Origin of the sequence: Bradyrhizobium sp. JR4.3 (assembly GCF_040547695.1) — a bacterium.
Classification (GTDB): Bacteria; Pseudomonadota; Alphaproteobacteria; order Rhizobiales; family Xanthobacteraceae; genus Bradyrhizobium; species Bradyrhizobium canariense.
In genome coordinates, this window is sequence record NZ_JBEPQF010000027.1 from 1 (window position 1) to 24,451 (window position 24,451).

A 24,451-nucleotide genomic window follows, 5' to 3' on the forward strand; every position below is an offset into this window, starting at 1 on the left:
ATCGACCAGATCGGCGAAGTGCTGCGCCTCGCCGAGGACGGCATGGAAGAAAACCCCGTCAATCTCGACCCCCGCATGGCCAAGCTCGCCGGCGGCGTCCACCGTCTCGACGGCCAGCTCATGGTCGTCCTCGACGTCGACCGCGTCCTCGAGCTCAAAACCGAAGTGCAAATGGCTGCGTGAGCCCCAAAAACATCGAAGCCGGAGAACCAAAATGAAGACGTGCTTGGTGGTCGATGATTCCAGCGTCGTGCGCAAGATCGCACGCCGGATCCTGGAAGGCCTGGAATTCGAAGTCACGGAGGCCGAGGACGGCTCCAAGGCGCTCGAGGTCTGTCAGCACAAGCTGCCCGACGCGGTGCTGCTGGACTGGAATATGCCGGTGATGGACGGCTTCGAGTTCATGGGCCACATGCGCCGCCTGCCGGGCGGCGACCAGCCCAAGGTCGTGTTCTGCACCACTGAAAACAACGTGGCTCATATCGCTCAGGCGCTCAGCGGCGGCGCCAACGAGTACATCATGAAGCCCTTCGACAAGGACATCATCGCCGACAAATTTGCTGAAGTCGGCTTGATCCCGGTCGGACAAGCCATGGTCTGAGTGTCTGGCGGAGTGTTCCGGCCATAGTGTTCCCAGTACAGCTTCCGAGAGGCCCATCCGTGACCCCGACCGAATATGAGTATCTGCGTAAGTTCCTGAGGGATCATTCCGGGCTCGATCTGTCCGCAGACAAGCAATATCTGATTGAAAGCCGGCTGTTGCCGCTGGCGCGCAAGGCCGGGATCTCCGGCATCGGCGAGCTCGTGCAGAAGCTGCAAGGCGCTGGCTCGGGCGCGCTCGTCACCAGCGTGGTCGAGGCGATGACCACCAACGAGACCTTCTTCTTTCGCGACAAGGTCCCGTTCGATCATTTCCGCGACACCATCATGCCGGAGATCATCAAGGCCCGCGCCGGCCGCCGCAGCGTGCGCATCTGGTGCGCCGCCGGCTCGACCGGGCAGGAGCCCTATTCGCTGGCGATGAGCCTGAAGGAGATGGGTGCGGCCCTGACCGGCTGGCGCGTCGAGATCATCGCCACCGACCTGTCGCAGGAGGTGCTCGAGAAGGCCAAGGCCGGCATCTACAGCCAGTTCGAAGTGCAGCGCGGCCTGCCGATCCAGATGCTGATGAAATATTTCAAGCAGACCGGCGAGACCTGGCAGATCAATCCCGAGCTGCGGGCGATGATCCAGCACCGGCAGCTCAATCTGCTGCACGATTTCGCTCAGCTCGGCACCTTCGACGTCATCTTCTGCCGCAACGTGCTGATCTATTTCGACCAGGACACCAAGATCAACATCTTCAACCGCTTGGCTCGCCAGATCGAGGGAGACGGTTTCCTGGTGCTGGGCGCGGCCGAAACGGTGGTCGGACTGACCGATACGTTCAGGCCGATTCCGGAGCGGCGCGGTCTCTACAAGCCGAACGACGCGCGTGCCGCGGCCGCCAAGCCGGCTCTTGCCGGCGCAGCGCCGCGCGTCGCGGTCATGGCAGGACGATAGGCATGGCCGAGGATGGCAAGGGCGCGGAACGCGTGACGTTCAGTCGCGGCTATGATGTCTGCATCATGGCCATCGACGGCACTTGGCGCCGCGACTGCAAGCTCAACGCGATCTCCGACACCGACGCCATCCTGACGGTGGAAGGCTCGATTCAGGGCCTGAACCTCAAAGAGTTCTTCCTGCTGCTGTCGTCCACCGGCCTCGCCTACCGCCGCTGCGAACTGGTGCGCGTCAACGGCGTCGAAATGGACATCCAATTCCTGCGTGGCAAGAACCGGAAGAAGCGCGGCGCGGCCGGGGGCCGTGACGAGGCGGCGTGATCTTCACGTGCGTCTCGTCGCCGTTTTCCGCGATGTTGGTTCACATTTGCTGAAACATCCGACTGAATTTGCCGTCGCGGCTTTACATCGCCTAAGCGCGAACCGTGTATCCATTGCCGGTCTCAATCTCAGGATACAGTAATGCCCAGAAGCTCTTTCTCACCTCTCCCGTCAAACCTGCCCGACAGCGCCGAGCGGCGCGCGCTTCAGCTTCTGGTGGTCGACGACGACGCCACGCAGCGCAGCCTGATCACGGTCGCGGCCAAGCAGGCCGGCCACGAAGTCACCGTGGCGCCGTCCGTGGCCGAAGCGATCGAAAAACTCCGCACTGCGCGCTTCGATTGCGTGACACTTGATCTCGTGCTGGAGGATGGCGACGGCATCGACGTGCTGGGCGAGATGGCGAAGGCGAAATTTGGCGGCGCCGTGATCGTCGTCAGCGGCATGGACGGCAAGCGCCGCAGCGCCGCCCGCAGCTTCGCCCGTTCCGTCGGGATCGAGCTCCAGAGCCTGCCCAAGCCGCTGGATCTGGCCGCTTTGCGCATCAGCCTCGCCAATCTCGGCAAGACTGCGATGGGCCTGCCGGCGATCCACACCTGGGGTGGCGTCGCCACCGACGCGATCGTGGAGCGGCACCGCGCCTGAGCCGCGGGCCGGCCATGCGATGAAACAATGCGGTCGCCGCGTCGCAGCGATCGCGATTTACACCGTGCGGCCGGCTTCCCACAGGCATTCCAGGGCGTGGCCAAGGCCGGCCCGGCAGGCGTCGAGAGCGGCGATCGCCGTGGCATACCGGAGTGTGACATCGTCGAGTACGAAGACGTCGGCGGAACCTTCCGGATCGCTCCCGTGTTCTTGATCCATGGTTGTGGCCGTCCGGCCCATGCTGGTCTCGATCTGCGAGATCAGCTTGCGAAGGTCAGCCGCAATCAGCTCACGGCTATCGACTTCGGGCATTGCGACGAGAGGCGGCGTAGCGGCCAAATTTAGCATGGATATTCTCCGTCCTCCGCAATTAGGCGCCCTGCCGCTACTTGTGCGTTAAGTCCATGTCCCGTACAAATACGGTGGGCCGAATCCGCGCCGAACGCCATAACGGTTGGGGCGGACGCGAGTCCTTCATGCCAACCGGATGTGTGGCACATGGCCGAACAAAGCTCTCGCGGTGAAATCTTCGTGGTCGACGACGACGCTGCCGTTCGCGACACCTTGTCGATGGTGTTGAAGGCGGCGGGCTATGAGGTGATCTGTTTTGCGGACGGCGCAGCATTGCTCTCGGTCGCGCGAAACCGCACACCTGCAGCGGTCCTGCTCGACGTGCACATTCCCGGCAAGTCGGGCCTCGATATTCTCAATGAGCTGCACGGCGAGGACTATCCGGCACCGATCTTCATGATCTCCGGACAGGGCGATATCGCGATGGCGGTAGGGGCCATCAAGAGCGGCGCGCTCGACTTCATCGAGAAGCCGTTCCGCGGCAGCGAGATCGTCGGCCGGCTGGACGAGGCGATCGGTGCTTATGCACGCAGGCAGTCGGAGAACGCGGCGCCGAAGTTCGGCTCGCTGCATTTCCCCGGGCGCGAGCCGTTGACGCGCAGGGAGCGCGAGGTGCTCGAGCAGTTTGCCGCCGGCGCCTCCAACAAGGAGGCCGGCCGCACGCTCGGCATCAGCCCGCGCACCATCGAGGACCACCGCGCCAACATCATGAAGAAGCTCGGTGCGCGCAATGCCGCCGATCTGATCCGGATCGTGATGACCGCGGCGCAGCGCGCGTCGTAAATTCCGTGGGTGACATTTCGTAGCCCGGATGAGCAAAGCGACATCCGGGACTTGGCTCGTAGTGTTCCCGGGTATCGCTTCGCTCACCCGGGCTACGGGTTCTCACCCAGCCCGACGCACCATCAACTGCTCAGCGCCTTGCGGATGGTCCGTGCCAGATCCGATTTGCGATAGGGCTTCGCCAGCAGCAGAACGCCTGAATCCAGCCGGCCGTGATGGATGATCGCGTTCTCGGTATAGCCGGACGTGTAGAGCACCTTGAGATCCGGACGCGTTCTCTGCAGTTCGTCGGCGAGCTGCCGTCCGTTCATCTTTCCGGGCATGATGACGTCGGTGAACAGGAGGTCGAACGGTTTTCCGGCGGCGACGATGGCGAGCGCCTCCGCGGCGTTCGCAGCCTGCAAGGTGACGTAACCGAGCGAATGCAGCTGCGCCAGCACGTAGTCGCGCACCAGCCGGTCGTCCTCGACCACCAGGATCGTCTCGTGTCCGCCCTCGATGGTCGCCGGCGTCACGCCCTCGCCGACCACCGTCGGCGTCTTGCCGGGCGGCAGGTACATCTTGATCGTGGTGCCGTGGCCTTCCTCGCTGTAGATCTTGATATGGCCCGCGGACTGCTTGATGAAGCCGTAGACCATCGAAAGCCCGAGTCCGGTGCCCTTGCCCGGTCCCTTCGAGGTGAAGAAGGGGTCGAACACCCTGGCCAACATGTTGGCGGGAATTCCGCTGCCGGTGTCGCTCACGGCGATCAGCACGTAGTGTCCCGGCGGGACGTCGTTGACGCTGGCATAGGCCTCGTCGAGATAGGCCGCGCCCGTCTCCACGATCAGCTTGCCGCCGCCGGGCATGGCGTCGCGGGCATTGAGTGCGAGGTTGAGGATCGCGGTGGTGAGCTGGCTTGGATCGACGGTCGCGACGCAGTTCTCGTCCTCGAACACCGATTCGATATGGATCTGCTCGCCCAGCGTCGGCCGCAACAGTTTCGCGGTGTCGATGATCAGCGCGTTGACGTCGATTTCGCGCGGCTGGAGCGGCTGCTTGCGCGCAAACGCCAGCAGGTGCTGAGTCAGCTCGGCGCCACGCCCGGCGGCCTCGTCGATCATCTTCGTGATCGCCGCGAGCTCCGGCTCCCCGGCCACCGCGTCGGCCAGGATCTCGATCGTTCCGGTGATGACGGTGAGGATGTTGTTGAAGTCGTGCGCCACGCCGCCGGTGAGCTGGCCGACCGCCTCCATCTTCTCGGCATGGCGGATGCGCTCGTCGGCCGTGATCTTGTCGGTCAGGTCGCGGTAGAACGAATTGAAGAGGATACCTTCGCGTCGCCGGAGCGCCGTGACGCTGAGCTCGGCCTTGAATTCCTTGCCGTCACGCCGCCGCACCAAAACTTCGCGCCGTGGATTAGCCAGCGATGGGTCGGATTCGAGAAAGAGCTTCAGTCTGGCCGTGACGCTTTCGCGCTCAGTGGGGGCGACAAAAAGTTCAATCGCATTCTTGCCGATCGCCTCCTCACGCGTCCATCCGAAGAGCTTCTCGGCCTGCGAGTTCCAGCTCAGGATGGCACCGGTGTGGTCTGTCTGGGTGAACGCGTCGAGCGAGGTCTCGATGATGTTGCGCGCAAGTTGCTCGCTCTCCCGCAAGGACTCCTGTGCAAGCCTCGCCTCCGTCATGTCGCGCCCGACGAAGAAGTAGCGCTTTGCCTGGGCGGACCAGCTGCCGAGCCAGGACAGCCAGACCTCGTGGCCATTCTTGTGGAAGCAGCGGGTGTCGGCGAGCCTCGGACGTTCGCCGCGCCGCAGCGCGCGCATCTCGTCGCGGGACCGGTCGAGATGGCTCGGATGAATGAAATCGGCGCCGCTGCGGCCGATCATCTGCTCCGGCCGGTAGCCGAGAATGGCCTCGCTGCTCGGACTGATCTGCGCGATGTGGCCGCGCGCGTCCATCACCATGATCAGATCCTGCGAGGTGTCGAAGAGCTGTCGCCGTTCCTCCAGCTGCTGCTGCAACGCCCGCTCTGCCCGCCGCGCCTCGGTCAGGCTGCGCGCGGTGCCGGAGGCGCCGATGATCTCGCCCGATGGGCCCCTGATCGGCGACAGGCTGAGTGAGATCTCGACCGGCGTGCCATCCTTGCGCAGGCGCACCGTCTCGAAGCGTTCGATCGGTTCACCTCCGGCGATCCGCCGTAAATAGTCCTTGCCTTGCTCGCGTCGGTCGGGTGGGACGATGATCGCGGTGGATTTCCCAATCGCCTCATTCGCCGAGTAGCCGTAGAGGCGCTCGGCGGCGGCATTCCAGCCGGTGATGATGGCGTCGAGCGATTGCATCACGATTGCGTCGTCGGAGGATTCGACGGCGGCGCTGAACAAGCGCTCGCGCGCTTCATGATGGCTTCGCGCGGCCTCGGTGCGGCGATGCTCCTCGATCTCGCGCTCAAGAGCGGCCGTCTTCGCTCTCGTTTCTTCGACCATTTGGGCGAATGCCCGCGCCAGCACACCCGTCTCTCCGCTCGCATCGACGGGAATCTCGGCGTGCCGTCCGCTGCCGATCGCCTCCACCGCCGCAGTCAGGCGCCCGATCGGCCATGTCAATGAGCGCGCCAGCAGCACCGCAAGCAAAGCTGCGGCAAGGACAGCAAGCAGGCCGACCAGCGAGGAGGTTTTTTGAATGGCCGCCGGAACGCGGCTGAACACCGACGGTGGGGCCGTCTCGATGATAGCCAACCACTCCTTGCCGGCCAGCAGCGCCGGTGCGATCGCCGCTCCACTCGGCCGGCCCGCTTGGTCGCTCGTAAGCTGCGTGGAACCTTGCGGCAGGCCGGCCCGGGCTGCAAAGAAAGGAAAGTCACGACGCCAATCGTTGCCGTTGCCATGCAATGCACCGAATTCCCGCGTGCGATCGGGATGGACGAGATAGTCGCCACGCGAGTTCACGACATAGATCTCTCCCCCTGCGCTCGCGGTCGAGCGGATGCGGTCGAGCGCGGGACGCATGTCGATATTGGCGATGACGATGCCGAACGGCTTGCCATCAGGCGTGAACAGCGGCGTCGCGACGCGCATCGTGGGAATGTGAGGGTCCGTGGTTCCTCCCTGCCGGGTGGCGAGATCGATGGGCGAAACATAGATGTCGCCCGGCGCCAATCGAATCGTCTCCTGGAAGTAGGTTCGGTCGCTCTTGCGTTCCAGTTCGTCGTTGGGGACAATCCGTGCTGCTCCGTTCGGGCCGGCGCGATCGACGCGGACCAGTTCGCGCTGGTCGTCGTCAAGGCCGATAATTCGAAATTGCCCGTAGCTCGGCTTCGCGTCGATCTCGGCTGCGAACCGCGTGGCGATGCGCTCGCGCCAGGTTTGCTCCGAAACGCCGTCGACAGCGTCGATGCCTCCACCGATATGAGCGCGGATCATGCCATTGATGGCAGCGGCGGAGCGATAACCGAGCAGATCGCCACGAGCGCCGGCCACATAAGATTCAAGATGGGTGGCCAGCAGGCTCGACTGGGCTTCGATCCGTTCCAGGACCCGCGGAATCACGGCCTGGGTGATGTTGCGATAGCCGAGCCAGCCGACCGCGGCCACGGTGACCGCCACCAGCAGGATCATCGCGATGGCGAGCCGCGTAGCGAGGGTCATGGCGAAATTTGCACCGCTTCCTGAATGGCCGCGCTCGTGCTCGGTTGGAACAGAATGAAGGTTCTTGTCATCGGCGGCCGGTGCTGACATCCGGATTCCTCGCCGACGCCGTCCGCGCCGCGTCCAGGCAGCCGGCGACGGCGGCGAGCAGCGCGTCGGCCCGGAACGGCTTCTGCAAGCTTGCCACCGCGCCGAGCTTGGTCGCCATCTTGAGAAAGTCCGGCTCCGCATGGGCATCCGGCGCGGACGAACGGCCGGAAATGACGACGATCGGAATCGCCGGCTGCAGCGCCCGGACGTGGCGCATCGTCTCCAGGCCGTCCATGCCGGGCATGAAGATGTCGAGAAACAGAAGGTCGAACTGGCCGGCTTCGAACAGCGCAAGTCCCTTGCGGCCGTCTCCGGCGACGGTGACATGATGACCGGCCCTCTCCAGGAGCAGCCGGATCGTCATCTGCACGGCCGGGTCGTCATCCACGATCAGGATGTTGGCCACGTCTGGTATCCTCCGGGCTGGATGGGTTTTCCCAGCGACCGCAAATCAAACCATCAACTCTGAAATTGTTGCGCGGATTGCATCCGGCCTGCAAGCACTTCGCCATCGATCCGACGATTGCTCGCAAAAGGCGAACTCGGTTTGCGCCAACTTATGCACGGTGACGTGCACAAGCGCTCGCGACAACCGCGCGCCATAGGGCCTAGTCGGTCAAATATTCCGGATAGTGGCTTCGGATCGTGTCGAGCTCGCTCAACGCGCCCGACAGGTGCTTCCGCAGATGCTGTTGCGCAGCATCGGCGTCGCCGGCCTCGATCGCGCGCGTGATCAGCTTGTGGTGGCGGACGATGTTCTGGGCCTTGCCGGGTGAGGGCAGATGCAGCCGGCGCAGCCGGTCGATATGTCCGCTGCGGCTGCGCACCAGCGTCCAGAGTTCCTGCTTGCCGGCCGCGGCATAAAGCTGCGCGTGAAAATCATTGTCGCCGGCGATGAAGCTCTGGAAGTTTCCGGCCTTGGCGAATTGCTGCTGGAGCGCGATCGTGTGGTCGAGGCGTATGACCAGGGCTTCGCCGTGCTGCTGCGCGAGCAGCCGCACGATTTCGAGCTCCAGCGCCTGGCGCAGGAAATGGGCCTGCTCGGCCCGACCGACATCGACCCGGCTGACGACGGTGGCGTGCTGCGGAAACACGTCGACCAGCCCTTCTTCCTCCAGCCGCATCAAGGCGTCGCGGATCGGCGTCGAGCTGACGCCGAATTGTGCGGCGAGATCCGTGCGCGACAGCGGCGACCCCGGCGGCAGTTCGAGCGCAAGAATGGCGTTGCGCAGCCGCTCGAACACTTGCGGCGCGGCCTGCCGGGCCCGGTCGAGCCGCGCGCCGGGGCGGGTGATCCTGCGGGGCGCAGGGTGGGCTGGTTCCATGCGAAGAGCTCCGGCCACCTTGCCCTTGATGCACTAATACATTAGTGCATTAGCGGGATCGCTCGTCAATGGCGGCCGGAGGAAACGAACAACAATGATCAAGCAATTGCAGTGTGGCTTCACGGCCATCGCCCTGATCGCCGCATCGGCGCTGACGGTTTCGCCCGCGAACGCGCAGCAAAAATCCGAGATCTCGCTGTCGCGCCAGCCCGGCATTTTCTACATGCCGAGCCACATCATGGAAAAGCAGAAGCTGATCGAGAAGCACGCAGCTCAGCTCGGGGTCGCGGGTGTCACCACCAAATGGGTCACCTTCTCCGGCGGCGGTGCGCAGACCGATGCGCTGCTTGCGGGCGGCGTCGACATCCTCAACACCGGCACCGGCAATCTGCTGCTGCTGTGGGACCGCACCCGTGGCGGCGTCAAGGGCATCGTCGCGACCTCGGCACAGCCGATGACGCTGATCAGCCGTGACGCCAACATCAAGTCGATTAGGGATTTCGGCCCCGGCGACAAGATCGCGGTGCCGACCGTAAGAGTCTCGACCCAGGCGATCGTGCTCCAGATTGCCGCTGCCGAAGCCTTTGGTGCCGACCAATGGTCGAAGCTGGACGTCAACACGGTGCAGCTCGGTCATCCCGACGCCTATGCGGCGCTGTCCAACGCCAAGCACGAGGTGCACACCCACTTCTCGATTCCGCCCTTTTCGTTCCTGGAGCTGAAGAACGTGCCGGGCGCACATGTCGTGCTGTCGTCGCCTGACGTGATGGGCGGCCCGCTCAGCCAGGCGCAGTTCTTCACCACCACGAAATTTGCCGATGCCAACCCGAAAATCATCCAGGCCGTGCGCGATGCAACCAAAGAAGCGCAGGATCTGATCCGCAGCGACACCAAACAGGCGGTCGAGATCTACAAGGAGATCACCGGCGACAAGACCTCGGTGGAAGAGCTGCTCGAACTCCTGAAGGAGCCCGGCATGATGGAGTGGAATCTCGAACCGCAGGGCACGATGAAATTCGCCGCCCATCTGTTCAAGACCGGCACGCTGAAGACTCAGCCCAAGGCCTGGACCGATTACTATCTCCCCGTCGCCCACGACCTGAAGGGCAACTGATGGCGCTGCTCGACGTCAGCTCCGTGACGCTGCGCTACAAGACCTCCAGCGCCGTCGTCACCGCCACGGAAAGGGTGAGCTTCACCGTCGACAGGTCCGATCGCTTCGTGCTGCTCGGACCGTCCGGCTGCGGCAAGTCGACCCTGCTCAAGGCCGTCGGCGGCTATATGAGCCCGAGCGAAGGCCGCATGACCATCAACGACCGCGAGATCCACGGTCCCGGCGCCGATCGCATGATGATCTTCCAGGAGTTCGACCAGCTGCTGCCCTGGAAGAGCGTGCTGGCCAACGTGATGTTTCCGCTGCTGACCGCGCGAAAATTGTCGCGGAAGGACGCCGAAGCGCGGGCGCGGGCCTATATCGAGAAGGTCGGCCTGACACGCGTCGTCGATGCCTATCCGCACACGCTCTCCGGCGGTATGAAGCAGCGCGTCGCGATCGCACGCGGCATGGCGATGGAGCCTGATATCCTGCTGATGGACGAGCCGTTCGCCGCGCTCGACGCGCTGACGCGCCGGACCTGCCAGGACGAGCTGCTCCATCTCTGGAGTGAGACCAAATTCACCGTGCTGTTCGTGACCCACTCGATTGCGGAGGCCATCCGCATCGGCAACCGCATCCTGCTGCTGTCGCCGCATCCCGGCCGCGTCAAGGCCGAGGTGGTCGACGTCGACAAGGTCTCCAATGACGATGGCAGTGCCGGCCGGCTCGAGAAGGAGATTCACGATCTCCTGTTCGCCTCCGAAGCAACGGCGCATTGAAGGAGGCTCTCATGGGCGAAGCGAGAATATTGCTGCGTGAGGCGCCGGTCGCCGGCAGCGCAGCCGAGGTCGAGCGCAAGCTGAGTGTGCTTGAGCTGTTGTGGAACGACGGTTTTGTCCGCAAGGCCGTCATTATCCTGTTCCTCGCGGCGGTCTGGGAGGCCTACGGCCTCACCCTCGACAATCCCCTGCTGTTTCCGACGCTGCACGACACCGTCATCACGATGTTCGAGCGTGTGAAGGACGGCACCATCCCGATGCGCGCCTGGGCTTCGCTCAAAGTGCTGTTCATGGGCTATTCGGCCGGCATTGTGCTGGCCGCGATCTTCACCGTGCTCGCGATCTCGACCCGTATCGGCACCGATTTCCTCGAGACGGTCACGGCGATGTTCAATCCGTTGCCGGCGATCGCGCTGTTGCCGCTCGCTTTGATCTGGTTCGGTCTCGGCAATGGCAGTCTGGTGTTTGTGCTGATCCATTCGGTGCTGTGGCCGGTCGCGCTCAACACCCATTCCGGCTTCAAGAGCGTGTCCAACACGCTGCGGATGGTCGGCCGCAATTACGGCCTGCGCGGATTGCCCTACGTGGCGAAAATCCTCATCCCCGCGGCGTTCGGCTCGATCCTGACCGGTCTCAAGATCGGCTGGGCTTTCGCCTGGCGCACGCTGATCGCGGCCGAGTTGGTGTTCGGCGTGTCGTCGGGGCAGGGCGGGCTCGGCTGGTTCATCTTCGAAAACCGCAACCTCCTCGACATACCTGCGGTCTTCGCCGGCCTCTTGACGGTGATCATCATCGGGCTTTTTGTCGAGAACCTGATCTTCCGCGCCATCGAGCGGAACACCGTGCAGAAATGGGGCACCCAATCATGACCAAGAAGAAACTAACGCCCGACCAGCTCCGCAGCGCGCGCTGGTTCGCACCCGACGATCTCCGCTCGTTCGGCCATCGCTCCCGTACCATGCAGATGGGCTACGCGCCGGAGGAGTGGAAGGACCGCCCGATCATCGCGATCCTCAACACCTGGTCGGACGCGCAGCCCTGCCACATGCACTTCAAGTCGCGTGTCGATGACGTCAAGCGCGGCATCCTGATGGCCGGCGGCCTGCCGCTGGAGCTGCCGGCGCTGTCGCTGTCGGAATCGCTCTTGAAGCCGACCACGATGCTTTATCGCAATCTGCTGGCGATGGACGCGGAGGAGCTGCTGCGCAGCCATCCCGTTGACGGCGTGGTGCTGATGGGCGGCTGCGACAAGACCACGCCGGCGCTGCTGCTGGGCGCGACATCGATGAACATTCCGGCGATCTATCTGCCGGCCGGCCCGATGCTGCGCGGCAATTGGAAGGGCAAGACGCTCGGCTCGGGCTCGGACGGCTGGAAATATTGGGACGAGCGCCGCGCCGGAAAAATCTCCGAGAAGGACTGGCTCGACATCGAAGCTGGCATTGCGCGCAGCTACGGCACCTGCATGACGATGGGCACGGCTTCCACCATGACCGCGATTGCCGAGGCGATCGGCATGACGCTGCCGGGCGCCTCCTCGATTCCCGCCGCCGATGCCAACCACATCCGCATGGCCTCCGAATGCGGTCGCCGCATCGTCGAGATGGTCTGGGAAGATCTGACGCCGAAGACGATCCAGACCCGCAAGGCGTTCGAGAACGCGATCGCAGTGGCGATGGCGATGGGCTGTTCGACCAATGCGATCATCCATCTGATCGCGCAGGCTCGCCGCGCCGGTCTCGACATCGGTCTCGACGATTTCGAGATTGCGAGCCGCAAGGTGCCTGTCATCGCCAATGTGCGGCCGAGCGGTGATACCTATCTGATGGAGGACTTCTTCTATGCCGGCGGCCTGCCGGCGCTGATGGGGCAGATCAAGCCGCATCTGCATCTCGATTGCATCACCGTCACCGGCAAGACTCTCGGCGAGAACATCGCGCAGGCCGAGGTCCACAATGACGACGTGATCCGCTCGATCGACAATCCCATCTACAAGGAAGGCGCGCTCGCCGTGCTCAAGGGCAATCTCGCGCCCGACGGCTGCGTCATCAAGCCGAGCGCCTGCGCGCCGCGCTTCCTCAAGCACACTGGGCCTGCGCTGGTGTTCGACGATTATCCGTCGATGAAGAAGGCGGTCGACGATCCCGATCTCGACGTCACCGAAGACCACATTCTCATCTTGCGCAATGCGGGGCCGCAGGGCGGACCGGGCATGCCGGAATGGGGCATGCTGCCGATCCCGACTAAGCTCGTGAAGCAGGGCGTGCGTGACATGGTGCGTATCTCGGATGCGCGCATGAGCGGCACCAGCTACGGCGCCTGCATCCTGCACGTCTCGCCGGAATCCTATATCGGCGGTCCGCTGGCGCTGGTGCGGAACGGCGACCGCATCACGCTCGATGTCGCGGCCCGCACCATCAATCTCGACGTGTCGGAGGCCGAGCTCGACAAGCGCCGCGCCGCCTGGAAGCAGCCCGAGCGCCGGTTCGAGCGCGGCTATGGCTGGATGTTCACCAAGCACATCAAGCAGGCCAATGACGGCTGCGATTTCGACTTCCTCGAGACCGATTTCGGCGCGCCGATCGGCGAGCCCTCGATTTACTAGAGAGCGTGAAAATGACGAAACTTACCGAAGCCACCCGCAACAAGCTCAAATCCGTCTCCACCGCCACCGTCGCCACAGCGCTGTTCAAGCGCGGCCTGCGCATCCAGATGATCCAGGATGTGCACCCGCTCGGCGCCAATCAGCCGACCATGGTCGGTGAAGCCTTCACGCTGCGTTACATGCCGGCGCGCGAGGATCTCAACACCATCGACGTTTTCAAGGACCGCTCCCATCCGCAGCGCAAGGCGGTCGAGGATTGCCCGCCAGGCAGCGTGCTGGTGATGGACAGCCGCAAGGACGCGCGCGCCGCTTCCGCCGGTGCGATCCTGGTCACGCGCTTGATGAAGCGCGGTGTCGCCGGTGTCGTCACTGATGGCGGTTTCCGTGACTCGGCCGAGATCGCCAAGCTGGGGATCCCCGCCTACCACCACCGCCCGAGCGCACCGACCAATCTGACGCTGCATCAAGCCATCGAAATCAACGTGCCGATCGGCTGCGGTGACGCGCCGGTGTTTCCCGGCGACGTCATTCTTGGCGACAGCGACGGCGTGATCGTGATTCCCGCGCATCTTGCTGACGAGATCGCCAACGAGACCTTCGAGATGACCGCGTTCGAGGACTTCGTCACCGAAGAAGTCAACAAGGGCCGCGGCATTTTCGGTCTCTATCCGGCGACGGACCCGCAGACGCTGACCGACTTCGCCGCATGGCGGAAGGCGAACGGAAGGTAAAGGCCGACAACTCGTCCCACAATCTCTGTCGTCGTCCTGGCGAAAGCCAGGACCCATTACCCCAGGGAGTAATTTGGCGAAGACCCGGAATTGTCGTGTTTTCGCGCGGTACTGACACCGACCTTCTTCGGATAGATCACGCGGTATGGGTCCTGGCTTTCGCCGGGACGACGATGGGGAGGCATATGAACGCCTACACCCCGGCCTCCGCCATCCCAGCCGCCCACAGCGCGAACGCATAGACGATCGCGACTTCATCGAGCCGGTTGAAGCGTCCCGAGGCGCCGCCGTGGCCGGCGCCCATGTTGGTGCGCAGCAACACCGGGCCGCCACCGCTCATAGTCGCGCGCAGGCGCGCGATCCATTTGGCGGGCTCCCAGTAGGTGACGCGCGGATCGGTCAATCCGCCCATTGCCAGGGTCGCGGGATAGTCCTTCGCCGCGACATTGTCGTAGGGCGAATACGACAGGATGGTGCGGAAATCCTTTTCGCTCTCGATCGGGTTGCCCCATTCCGGCCATTCCGGCGGCGTCAGCGGCAGCGTGTCGTCAAGCATGGTGTTGAGCACGTCGACGAACGGCACTTCGGCGACGATGCCGGCGAACAATTCTCCGGCGCGGTTGGCGACCGCCCCCATCAGCATGCCGCCGGCCGAGCCGCCGTGACCGATGATGCGCTTTGCGCTGGTGTACTTCGCATCGATCAGTGCGCGGGCGCTGGCGGCGAAGTCGTCGAACGAGTTGGTCTTCTTCTCGCGCTTGCCATCGAGATACCAGCCCCAGCCCTTGTCGGCGCCGCCGCGGATATGGGCGATGGCATAAACGAAGCCGCGATCGACCAGCGACAGCCGGTTGGCGCTGAACGAAGCCGGCATCGCCATGCCGTAGGAGCCGTAGCCGTAGAGCAGCAGCGGCGCCGCGCCGTCGAGCGTGAGCCCGCGGCGATGGAGGATCGAGACCGGCACCTCGGCGCCGTCATGCGCCTTCGCCATGATGCGCGTCGTAACGTAGTCGCTCGCATTGTGGCCGGACGGAATCTCCTGCCGCTTGCGCAGGGTACGCGTCCGCTTGACCATGTCGTAGTCATAGACTTCCGACGGCGTCGTCATCGACGAATAGGCGAAACGCAAATTCGTCGTCTCGAATTCGTAGGAGCCCATCGTATCCAGCGAATAGGCCGCTTCGTCGAAGGCGATGGCGTGCTCCTCGTTCGAGGCGAGGTCGCGGATCACGATGGACGGCAGCGCATTGGCGCGCTCCAGCCGCACCATGTGGCCGGCATAGAGATCGAGATCGATGATGTAGATGCCCGGGCGATACGGGATCAGATCGCGCCAGTTCTTGCGCTCGGGTGATGCCAGCGGTGCGGTGACGATCTTGAAGTCGATCGCGTCGTCGGCATTGGTCAGGATGAAGAGTTCGTCGCCACGGTCGGCGAGCGAGTATTGCACGCCTTCCTCGCGTGCCGCGACGAGGCGCGGCGGTGCGTCCGGATGGGCGAGGTCGATCAGCCGCTGCTCGGAGGTCTCGTGGTCGCCGCCCGCGATGACGCAGAAGCGCCCGCTGGTGCTCTCGTGCAGATGGGTGAACCAGCCGGAATCCTGCTCTTCGTAGACCAGCGTGTCGTCGGCCTGCCCGGTGCCGAGCTTATGCCGCCACACCTGCATGGGGCGATGATTGTCGTCGAGCTTCACGTAGAAGAACGACGTCGCATCCTTGCTCCAGACCACGCCGCCGTCGGTCTCCTCGACGACGTCGTCGAGGTCCTTTCCGGTCGTCCAGTCGCGCACGCGGATGGAGAAATATTCCGAGCCCTTGGTGTCGGCGCTCCAGGCCTGCAGCCTGTGGTCGTTCGAGTGCCGGCTGCCGCCGAATTTGAAATATGTGTGGTCCTTGGCGAGCGCGTCGCCATCGAGCACGATGTGGCCCTCGCCGCCATCGCGCGGCATGCGGCCGAACAGCTCGTGCTGGCCGCCTTCGCGGAACTTGCGGAAATAGGCGAAGGGACCATCCGGCGACGGCACGCTGGAATCGTCCTCCTTGATCCGCCCCCGCATCTCGCGCACCAGCGTCTTCTGCAGGGCTGCGGTATGGCCGAGCAGGCTCTCGGTGTAGCCATTTTCTGCGTCGAGATATTTGCGGATGTCGGGATCGAGCACCGCGGGGTCGCGCAGCACCTCCTGCCATTTCTCGTCCTTCAGCCAGGCATAGTCATCGGTCACGGTGATCCCGTGCCGCGTGAAGGAATGCGGCCGGCGCGGGGCGACGGGGGGCTGGGAAGGTGGTTTGGCTTGTGTCACTCGATCCTCATCATGTCACGTTCGCGCGCGGCCTCTTCTTCACCTCGCCCCGCTTGCGGGGAGAGGTCGGATTGCATCGAAGATGCAATCCGGGTGAGGGGGGCTCTCCGCGAGTCTCGCTGTCACCGTCCTCGTGGAGACTCCCCCTCACCCCAACCCTCTCCCCGCAGGCGGGGAGAGGGAGAAGATGCGTCCTGCCTTATATCGTCCCGATTCCACGGATTGCCAGCGCCACTGCGCCAAGGACTGCGCCAGAATAGCGTCAAGTCGCCGGGTTGTTGATCGGTCCCTTCTATGCTTTAGGCTTCCTAATCCCCGCCGCCGGTCCAGCCTGATGCTGTTCAATTCCTACCCGTTCATCCTGCTGTTCCTGCCGGCCGCGCTGGCTGGCTATTTCTGGCTGGGGCGGCGCAGCAATCTGGCCCCGGTGATCTGGTTGGCGGCGGCCTCGCTCACTTTTTATGCCATCGGCAATTGGCAGTTCGTGGCCCTGTTGCTGATATCGATCGCCTTCAACTATGGCATAGGCCATCTTCTCATCGTGGCGAAGCTCACTTCGTCGCAACGCAAGGCGGCCCTTGCCCTCGGCGTCGCCGGCGACCTCCTGGTGCTTGGCATCTTCAAATACGCCGGCTTTGTCACCGAGAACATCAATGCGCTGGCCGGCACGCACTTCGCGGTCCATATCCTGCTGCCGGTCGGCATCTCCTTCTACACCTTTACCCAGATCGCGTTCCTGGTCGATGCCTGGCGCGGGCAGGTCGCGGCCTACGCGCTGCCGCACTACGCGCTGTTCGTGACATACTTCCCGCATCTGATCGCCGGACCGATCCTTCACCACAAGGACATGATCCCGCAATTCGAGCGGGAGGAAACTAAGCATCCGCATGCGCATCTGATCCTGTGCGGCCTCATCATCTTCGCGATCGGCCTGTTCAAGAAGACGTGCCTCGCCGACGGAATCCAGCCGCTGGTCGCGCTCGCCTTCGATGCGCGCGCGCCGAGTTTTGATCAGGCCTGGCTTGGCTCCCTCGCCTACACCTTCCAGCTCTATTTCGACTTCTCGGGCTATTCGGACATGGCGATCGGGATATCGCTGATGTTCGGCATCTTCCTTCCGGTTAATTTCAACTCGCCCTACAAGGCCACCAGCATCGTCGAGTTCTGGCGGTGCTGGCACATGACGCTGTCGCACTTCCTGCGCGACTATCTCTACATCCCGCTCGGCGGCAACAGGCGCGGCCGCGTGCTGCGCTACGTCAACTTGCTGCTCACGATGCTGCTCGGCGGGCTCTGGCATGGCGCGGCCTGGACGTTTGTCATTTGGGGCGCGCTGCACGGCGCCTATCTCTGTATCAATCACGCCTTCAACGCGCGGGTGCCGAATGTTCCGAAATTGCTCGCGCGCCCAACTCGCGTCGCCGGGGCCGTGCTGACCTTTCTCGCCGTCGTTGTCGCCTGGGTATTCTTCCGGGCCGAGCGGGTCGATTGGGCCATGCGGATTCTGAATGCGATGGTCGACCCGGCGAATATCGTGTTCGGCCGCGAGGAGATTGCGGCGTCGGTGATGGTCGCAATTTATGCCGCGCTGGTGTGGCTGGCGCCGAACACGCAAGGAATCATGGGGTACGACCACGCCAATCGCAGGGTCGGCGACGGCCTGATGGTCGGACGGATGCGGCCGCTGGTCCTCTATGGTGCGTCGCTGGTGCTTGCGTTCGGGATTTTGGGTATCCAGAGCCACAGCGAATTCATCTATTTCCGGTTCTGATGCAAGGCGCGTTCACACATCCAGGGCGTCTTCTCCTCGCGAGCATCGCGTGCGTGCTGGGCGCGGCTGCGCTCACCTATGTCATCGATCCCCTGCAGCTGTTTCGCCCCTCGCGCCTCGTCGCGCCGTTCTATTCCGATGACACGCGCGTGCAGAATGCCGGGCTGATCCGTAGCCAGCCGTTCGACGCCGCCTTCATGGGCACCTCGCTCGCGATCCATTTCCGCCAGAGCGACATCGACCATGCGCTCGGCGTGCACTCGCTCAAGCTGGCGATGACCGGGTCCAATTCGCGCCAGCAGGGTTTTGTGCTGGAGCAGGCCATCGACCGCGGCGCAAAGCGCGTGATCTGGGCGATGGACGACTTTATTTTCGTCGATGCGGCCGACATCGAGACCGATCCTTATCTCTCCGCCGATCTCTATCGCGGGACGGCAAAGGGCATCGCGTCCTACCTGTTCAGCGCGGCGATGGCGAAGGAATCCCTGTTCGCATTGCTGCGGTCGGTTCCGCCGCTGCGGGAGCCGCTGACCCGGGCCGCGCCTTATCTGCCCGTCAAGTTTGCGTTGGCCGACGTCGACGACATCTATGCGCTGCCGCGCGATATCGACGTCGCGCGCGCCTATAATGCGAAAAGGACGCTCGCGGCCTTCGCCTATATCACCCATCCCGTGCGCAGCCACTTTCTCGGCGAAGGCTATCGCTACGACGCCATGGTGCGGCATTTCGAGCATGACGCCGTCGGCCTGATCGCGCGCCATCCGGACGTGACCTTCGACATCTACTTCCCGCCCTATTCGATCCTGCAGTTCGTCGCGATGCGCGACGCTTCGCCTCCGACGCTGAAGATCGTTACCGACCTCACCGCCGTCATCGCGCAGCGCCTGACGCAGCTTCCCAATGTGCGCCTCTACGATTTCCGGGCGATCAAGGACGTGACGCATAACCTCGACAATTACGGCGACGTCATCCACCATTCGCCGATCGTCGATGCGAAGGTGCTGTCGTGGCTGGCGCGTGGGGAATATCGGGTGGATCCGAAGGCGCCGCTTGCCTCGCTGGAGGAGCTGAAGGTGCAGGTCGAGGCGTATCGGATCCCGCCGCTGCCGTAGCCCGCATGAGCGAAGCGACATGCGGGGACTCACGCAAGAATCCCGGGTGTCGCTTCGCTCACCCGGGCTACAAGATTGCTCCCCCAAGGGGAGAAGGAAAAAAGACGCTTACGCCGCCACCTCTTCGCCGAGATACGCAACCGCCGCTTCGAGCCCGCCCTTGCCGTGCGGGATCTTCAGCGCGTTCAGCCCGACCTCGATCACCCCCAACGTGCCGAGCAGCATCGGGGCGTTGACGTGGCCCATATGGGCGATGCGGAAGGCTTGTCCCGAGAGATCGCCGATGCCGGTGCCGAGCACGACGCCGCACTTCTCCTTGCAATAGCGTTGCAGGATTGCCGGATCGTGGCCGTTGCTCATGGTCACCGTGGTCACGGTGTTGGAGCGTTCGCTGGCTTCGGCGATGTTGAAGCCGAGCACCTGGCCTTCCGACCATGCGCCGACCGCGCGGCGCGCGGCTTCGCCGAGCAGGCTGTGGCGGCGGAAGGCGTTCTCCAGCCCTTCCTCGTGCAAGAGGTCGATCGCCTGACGCAGCGCGAACAGCAGATGAACCGGCGCGGTGCCGGCATATTTGCGGTAATGCTCGCTGCCTTCGCGCTCGCTCCAGCTCCAATAGGGCGTCGCCATATTGGCCTTCTTGTGGACCTCGAGCGCACGCGCATTGGCCGTGACGAAGCCGAGGCCGGGCGGCGTCATCAGGCCCTTCTGCGAGCCCGACATCGCGACGTCGATGCCCCATTTGTCCATCTCGAACGGCATGCAGCCGAGTGAGGCGACAGTGTCGACCATGTACAGCGCCGGATGGCCGCTCGCCTTGATCGCCTTGCCGATCGCCTCGATGTCGTTCTGCACGCCTGAGGCGGTGTCGACCTGGACGACGACGACGGCCTTGATGGTGTGCTCCTTGTCACGGCGCAGGCGCTCATCGACTTCGTGCGGCCGCACCGCGCGGCGCCAGTCACCCTTGAGCACCTCCACCTCGGCACCCATCAGCGCCGCGGCATGGCCCCAGCCGATCGCGAACCGCCCGCTTTCGAGCACCAGCACCTTGTCGCCGCGCGACAGCACGTTGCTCAATGCTGCTTCCCAGGCGCCGTGACCGTTGGCGATGTAGATGTAGGACTTGCCCTTGGTGGCAAACAGTTTCGAGATGTCGCTGAGCAGGCTCTCGGTCAGATCGGTCATCTGCTTGGAGTAGATGTCGATCGCCGGACGATGCATCGCCCGCAGCACCTCGTCGGGCATATTGGTGGGCCCGGGGATGGCCAGAAATTCCCGGCCCGCGCGAACGGTCATTGCTGTTGGTCCTTGTTGCCTGAGAACAGGATGGTGGGTCGCTGATTCACACTTTTACGCGGCGCTGCGGTGCAAGAAAAGGCCGGAAAACGCAGGTCTGACGTGGGTTATCTCTTAGTCTCGCGGCAGCCCGCATCTTCCGCTTCCTCCACCGAGCAGAACCAGCGCGTGCCCTTGCTGATCTTCATCTTGATCTGCGCATACCAGCGGCTGGTCGGCCGGTGATAGATGCACTCGCCGGCGGTGTTGACGTTGCCCTTGATGGTGCAGTCCGGCGAGGGCGCGACGGGCCCCGAGGCCGAAGCGAGCAGGATCGCATGCGCGCCGTCGGGCGGCTTGGTGGCGCCGAGGATGGTGGTCTTCTTGTTGCGCACGCGCCAGTCCCAGGGCGCGATGAAGGCGCCCTGCCACATGCCGGCCTTGGCCTCCCGCGCGGCCTTCTCGTCCGCCTCATAGTCGTGCGACATGCGGGTGTAGGCCAGCGCCCAGCCTGCGCGCACCAGCCATTTCTGGATATCCTCGCCGCCGACATCGCAACGCGCCACGGTGCGGCCGCGCCGGTCGATCGACCTCGCATGGCAGACCCAGTTCTTGCCGTCGACATATTTGGCGAGCTCGTCGCGGGCCGCGATGCCACAGGTCCAGCGCTCGCCCTTGTTGTTGAGGCAGAGCTGGTCGACCGCGGGCGCGTCGATGCCGCCGAGCCTGATCCGCGTGTTGCCGATCACCACGGCATCGCCGGCGCGAACCTTTGCAGGCCCGGTGATGTCGGCGGCCTCAGCCTGCGACGCCAGGCCGGGCAAGGACAAGGCGAGCAATGACAGCGCAATCAGGAATTTTCGCAACATGCCGGTCCGCGTGTGATGAAAATTGCGATAGACGTCGCAATTGTGGTCGGCTTTTGTCCGCCCGGCCAGCACATGCCTGGCACTTGGGCTTTCAACTTCCCGTCATCGAGCGAAGTTTTGTAGGGTGGGTTAGCCGAAGGCGTAACCCACCTCTTTCGTCTCCACGGCGGCAGAAGTGGTGGGTTACGCTTCGCTAACCCACCCTACGAAACCTATCCCCGCGTCATCGCCCGCTTGGCCACCGCCAGTGCCATCAGCACGAACGCCGACGTCACCTCCGGACCGCCGACCAAAATCCGCGTTGGCGTCTTCATCTTGTTCCATTCATAGGCACGGAACGGGCCGCGGCGACCGCCTTCGCCGAGGCTCGCGACGATCACGTTCAGCGCCGGCGCAAAGGCGCGCGGGTCGGCGCCGAGATGGCCGAGCGCGATCAGGGCGAGCGCTGCGTCGAACACGTTCATCTCGGCGGCCATCAGCTCGCCCTTGACGTAAGACAGCACGCGGTGGCGGATGAAATCGAAATCGCCGTCGGGATCGATGATCGCCTGCGCCGCCAGCGGCAGCGCCAGGAAGGCGGCGTAACAGCGGCCGAAATAGGCGCTGTAGAGCTCCGGCAAATAATAGATGTGCGAGCGCGGATTGGCGAAGGCGCCGCTCGCCGCCAGCCGCTTCTGGAAGCCGAGGATGCGATGGACGGTGGCAAGCCGCGCCGGCGTCTCCAATACTTGCCAGCGCACGAGGTTGCGGAAGCTGACCTCGAGAATGTCGAGATTGAGCGTCGGATCGAGATCATTGCCATAGGGCCGCTCGCCCTTGAGGTTGTCGATCCAGGTCGCAACCCCGCCCTCATAGTCGATATTGTCGTTGATCGGCACGGTCACGCGCGGCTCGTTGACGCCGGCGCGCACCTGATAGCCGGCATAGAAATCCAGCAGCGGCTGGTCGAGGATCGGATCGGTGCAGCCGGCCTGCGTCGCCGCGGAGATCGAGCACGCCGTGGTGTCGCAATCCGGCACGTAGACGCCGAAACCGAGGTCCTGCTTAATCTGGGCGAAGTAGCGCGAGAAGCGCGGATGCGGCGCCGGCGCGAGCGCGGTGATGACGTTGAACCGCGCCCCGTCGATGCCCTCGACCTCTTCGCGGCTGATGTTGACGCAGAAATCGACCATGTCGGCAACCGCGCGCTTCGCCGCCGTCATCTCGGTAGGCGAGGCGAGACCGCTCTCGACATAGCCGAGCAGCGCCTCGATGAAGAACGCGTCGTAATAGGCCGAGCGGTGGCGGATCTGCACCGGTTCCCACATCGGTTCGGCAACCCCTCGCCAGGGCGGATTGACGACAGCGCGCGCCGGCGATCGCGCGATGAAGACACGGGCGAGGTTGAACAGCAGCGAGGAGTTCTTGTAGCCGCGCGCGTTGAGACCCGAGAGCGCGATGGTCAGCTCGCGGCCGCGGAAATCGGGGTCGCCGATCAGGTTGAACGCAGCGTAGGTCGGCAGAAAGCCATTCTTGCGGTACGAGCCCAGCAGATGCAGCGCGCAGTCGCGGATCACGCCGTCGATCTGCGATTGTTGCGGCATGGCGCCGGTGAACATGGCCGGCGGCGGCTTGGGATGATCCAGCGCGATGCTGTCGACGAGGTCGGCAACGGGCTGGCCGACCGCCGCCCAATCGGGCTCGGCCTCGTCGCGGGCGCGCACCAGCGCGTGGCGCAGCCGGGCCAGTTTGCCTTCGTCGCGCAGTTCGGGCAGACCGGCCCGGCGGAGCAGCACCCGCAATGCGGGATTGCCGAGGGCGGTCTTGTAGAACTTGGCCAGATGCGGATCGCCGCTGGCCGCAACGGACAATACGGGATCGCAGACGTCGTAAAGCGAGGGGCCGTCCTTCCGCGCCGTCAGCGCCCGGCAGGTGGCGCCGGCAAAATATTGAAAGCTCATGAAATACCTGGTCGCGGGAATTTGGCCGAGGGCGCCGGCCGGCACGCTCCCAGCCGCGCGCCACCCCCTGCAAGTCGTTGAAAAAGCTACCCGGATTCGCAGGAAATACAAATGTGATGACAGTCACAGAAAAAGCCGGCACGAAGCCTGCATAATCAGGCTCCGGAAGGCTACGGGGACGCAAAAAAATCACACTTTTGGCGGTGCAAATTAGCGCGTACTTCCAGTGACTTAGCTCAAATTTTCGGCGATCTATTGCGGGGGAGGCGATATCCGGTTAAGGCTTTGTTTGGTGCGGCGCCGCAAATTGCGCGCAATTCGGGGGCACACCCCCGGCCAATCCCTCAAACCCAAAGACGCTATCGCGCTACTCAAACAGTGTGCGCGTGCTTGGCTGGTCTTTGGCAGTGACAGGAATGACGCGAGATGAATGTAACGCAGCTCGACATTTCCCGACGCACGATCGCGCTGGCCGCAGCCCTCATCGGCACGGTCTCGCTCGTGATCGGCGCCCATGCTGCCCTGAACATGCGGGCGCTCGATGCCGCCAAGGCCGTCTCGACCGACCAGGTCACCGGCTCGATCGGCCAGGCCTCGCGTCTCGCCCTCGTCATCGGCAATGGGCACTACCCCGACGCCAATGCGCCGCTGACGCAGTCGATCAACGACGCCCGCGCGCTGTCTTCGTCGCTGCGCAAGAACGGGTTTGACGTCGACATGGTGGAAGACGCGACCAAGGACGACATGGTCCGCGCCGTCAATCGCCTGAAGTCCCGGATCAAGCGCGACACCGTCGTCATGCTGTTCTTCGGCGGCTACGGCGTCCAGGCCGGCCGCGAGAGCTACATGCTGCCGGTCGATGCCGTGATCTGGAAGGAAAACGATGTCCGTCGTCAGGGCGTCTCCATCGAAGGCGTGCTCGACATGATGAAGGAGCAGGGCGCCAAGGCCAAGCTCGTCGTGGTCGACGCCTCCCGCCGCAATCCCTATGAGCGCCGCTTCCGCTCCTACAGCCACGGCCTCGCGCCGATCAGCGCGACGGACAATGCGCTGATCCTCTCCTCGGCTTCGCCCGGCAAGGTCGTCGACGACGGCAAGGGCGAGCACAGCGTGCTTGTCAGCGAGTTCCTCAACAACCTCAATGCGCAGGGCAGCGCCGAGAGCGTCTTCAACAAGACCCGCCTCGCCATCTCCCGCGCCAGCGAAGGCGACCAGGTCCCGACCGTCTCCTCCTCGCTGCTCGAGGACGTCCATTTCGGCGAAGCCGGCGGTTAGTTTTTCTTACGTTCTGT

General features: G+C 64.0%; 22 protein-coding genes. 14 read left to right on the top strand and 8 right to left on the bottom strand.

The genetic code is table 11. The features are described from left to right. From ABIB91_RS31235 to ABIB91_RS31255, 5 genes are all read left to right on the top strand, one after another. The coding region (locus ABIB91_RS31235; protein WP_354170244.1) for a chemotaxis protein CheW at positions 1-183 on the top strand (183 nt) is incomplete at its 5' end. Positions 184-214: 31 nt separating this feature from the next. Further along, a complete protein-coding gene (locus ABIB91_RS31240) occupies positions 215-601 on the top strand; it encodes a response regulator (protein WP_007598955.1) in 387 nt (128 codons plus the stop codon). 59 nt (positions 602-660) lie between these two features. Next, on the top strand, positions 661-1,542 hold the full coding sequence (locus ABIB91_RS31245) for a CheR family methyltransferase (protein ID WP_007598956.1): 882 nt from the start codon (positions 661-663) through the stop codon (positions 1,540-1,542). 2 nt (positions 1,543-1,544) lie between these two features. Beyond that, the gene (locus tag ABIB91_RS31250) at positions 1,545-1,862 is read left to right on the top strand and encodes a hypothetical protein (RefSeq protein WP_007598957.1); all 318 of its coding nucleotides are present in this window, start codon (positions 1,545-1,547) and stop codon (positions 1,860-1,862) included. Positions 1,863-2,003: 141 nt separating this feature from the next. Next, complete coding sequence (locus ABIB91_RS31255; protein ID WP_354170247.1) at positions 2,004-2,507, top strand: response regulator; 504 nt, start codon at positions 2,004-2,006, stop codon at positions 2,505-2,507. A 57-nt stretch (positions 2,508-2,564) separates the two neighbouring features. Here ABIB91_RS31255 and ABIB91_RS31260 read toward each other — a convergent pair whose 3' ends face one another. Then, entirely contained in the window at positions 2,565-2,855 is a 291-nt protein-coding gene (locus ABIB91_RS31260) for a hypothetical protein (RefSeq protein WP_354170249.1), read from the bottom strand. A gap of 150 nt (positions 2,856-3,005) precedes the next feature. On the opposite strand from ABIB91_RS31260, the gene ABIB91_RS31265 reads away from it, so the two are divergent. After that, on the top strand, positions 3,006-3,641 hold the full coding sequence (locus ABIB91_RS31265; RefSeq protein WP_007598960.1) for a response regulator transcription factor: 636 nt from the start codon (positions 3,006-3,008) through the stop codon (positions 3,639-3,641). A gap of 122 nt (positions 3,642-3,763) precedes the next feature. On the opposite strand, the gene ABIB91_RS31270 is transcribed toward ABIB91_RS31265, so the two are convergent. From ABIB91_RS31270 to ABIB91_RS31280, 3 genes are all read right to left on the bottom strand, one after another. Continuing rightward, a complete protein-coding gene (locus ABIB91_RS31270) occupies positions 3,764-7,357 on the bottom strand; it encodes a PAS domain S-box protein (RefSeq protein WP_354170251.1) in 3,594 nt (1,197 codons plus the stop codon). After that, positions 7,335-7,763, bottom strand: a complete 429-nt coding sequence (locus tag ABIB91_RS31275) for a response regulator (RefSeq protein ID WP_007598964.1) — start codon at positions 7,761-7,763, stop codon at positions 7,335-7,337. Before ABIB91_RS31275 ends, ABIB91_RS31270 begins: the two co-directional genes overlap by 23 nt. Positions 7,764-7,965: 202 nt before the next feature. Beyond that, positions 7,966-8,682, bottom strand: coding sequence for a GntR family transcriptional regulator (locus ABIB91_RS31280; protein ID WP_354170254.1), 717 nt, complete (start codon positions 8,680-8,682; stop codon positions 7,966-7,968). Positions 8,683-8,776: 94 nt separating this feature from the next. On the opposite strand from ABIB91_RS31280, the gene ABIB91_RS31285 reads away from it, so the two are divergent. The 5 genes from ABIB91_RS31285 to ABIB91_RS31305 are packed head-to-tail and all read left to right on the top strand — an operon-like array spanning position 8,777 to position 13,893. Then, positions 8,777-9,796: an ABC transporter substrate-binding protein gene (locus ABIB91_RS31285; RefSeq protein WP_354170256.1), complete on the top strand. Its 1,020-nt coding sequence runs from the start codon at positions 8,777-8,779 to the stop codon at positions 9,794-9,796. Further along, positions 9,796-10,557 carry an ABC transporter ATP-binding protein gene (locus tag ABIB91_RS31290; RefSeq protein ID WP_354170258.1) on the top strand — a complete coding sequence of 254 codons (762 nt, stop codon included), beginning with the start codon at positions 9,796-9,798 and terminating at the stop codon, positions 10,555-10,557. The genes ABIB91_RS31285 and ABIB91_RS31290 overlap by 1 nt, the downstream gene beginning before the upstream one ends. A gap of 11 nt (positions 10,558-10,568) precedes the next feature. Then, entirely contained in the window at positions 10,569-11,426 is an 858-nt protein-coding gene (locus tag ABIB91_RS31295) for an ABC transporter permease (protein WP_354170260.1), read from the top strand. Beyond that, complete coding sequence (gene araD / locus ABIB91_RS31300; protein ID WP_354170262.1) at positions 11,423-13,162, top strand: L-arabinonate dehydratase; 1,740 nt, start codon at positions 11,423-11,425, stop codon at positions 13,160-13,162. The genes ABIB91_RS31295 and araD overlap by 4 nt, the downstream gene beginning before the upstream one ends. An 11-nt stretch (positions 13,163-13,173) precedes the next feature. Further along, complete coding sequence (locus ABIB91_RS31305) at positions 13,174-13,893, top strand: ribonuclease activity regulator RraA (protein WP_354127117.1); 720 nt, start codon at positions 13,174-13,176, stop codon at positions 13,891-13,893. Positions 13,894-14,086: 193 nt separating this feature from the next. Here ABIB91_RS31305 and ABIB91_RS31310 read toward each other — a convergent pair whose 3' ends face one another. Then, a complete protein-coding gene (locus ABIB91_RS31310) occupies positions 14,087-16,192 on the bottom strand; it encodes a S9 family peptidase (RefSeq protein WP_354170264.1) in 2,106 nt (701 codons plus the stop codon). A gap of 334 nt (positions 16,193-16,526) precedes the next feature. Between ABIB91_RS31310 and ABIB91_RS31315 the strand changes: the two genes are divergently transcribed. Then, a complete protein-coding gene (locus ABIB91_RS31315; RefSeq protein ID WP_354170266.1) occupies positions 16,527-17,963 on the top strand; it encodes an MBOAT family O-acyltransferase in 1,437 nt (478 codons plus the stop codon). Continuing rightward, positions 17,963-19,075, top strand: a complete 1,113-nt coding sequence (locus tag ABIB91_RS31320) for a hypothetical protein (protein ID WP_354170268.1) — start codon at positions 17,963-17,965, stop codon at positions 19,073-19,075. Before ABIB91_RS31315 ends, ABIB91_RS31320 begins: the two co-directional genes overlap by 1 nt. Before the next feature lie 108 nt (positions 19,076-19,183). Here the strand turns inward: ABIB91_RS31320 and ABIB91_RS31325 are convergent, their stop codons facing one another. The 3 genes from ABIB91_RS31325 to ABIB91_RS31335 form a co-directional block, all read right to left on the bottom strand. Continuing rightward, positions 19,184-20,371 carry a pyridoxal-phosphate-dependent aminotransferase family protein gene (locus tag ABIB91_RS31325; protein WP_354170270.1) on the bottom strand — a complete coding sequence of 396 codons (1,188 nt, stop codon included), beginning with the start codon at positions 20,369-20,371 and terminating at the stop codon, positions 19,184-19,186. Positions 20,372-20,478: 107 nt separating this feature from the next. Beyond that, a complete protein-coding gene (locus tag ABIB91_RS31330) occupies positions 20,479-21,219 on the bottom strand; it encodes a thermonuclease family protein (protein WP_354170272.1) in 741 nt (246 codons plus the stop codon). Positions 21,220-21,431: 212 nt separating this feature from the next. Beyond that, positions 21,432-23,159 carry a hypothetical protein gene (locus tag ABIB91_RS31335; protein ID WP_354170274.1) on the bottom strand — a complete coding sequence of 576 codons (1,728 nt, stop codon included), beginning with the start codon at positions 23,157-23,159 and terminating at the stop codon, positions 21,432-21,434. Positions 23,160-23,585: 426 nt separating this feature from the next. Here ABIB91_RS31335 and ABIB91_RS31340 point away from each other — a divergent pair, with 426 nt between their 5' ends. Continuing rightward, complete coding sequence (locus ABIB91_RS31340) at positions 23,586-24,434, top strand: caspase family protein (protein WP_219683378.1); 849 nt, start codon at positions 23,586-23,588, stop codon at positions 24,432-24,434. Positions 24,435-24,451 lie beyond the last annotated feature (17 nt).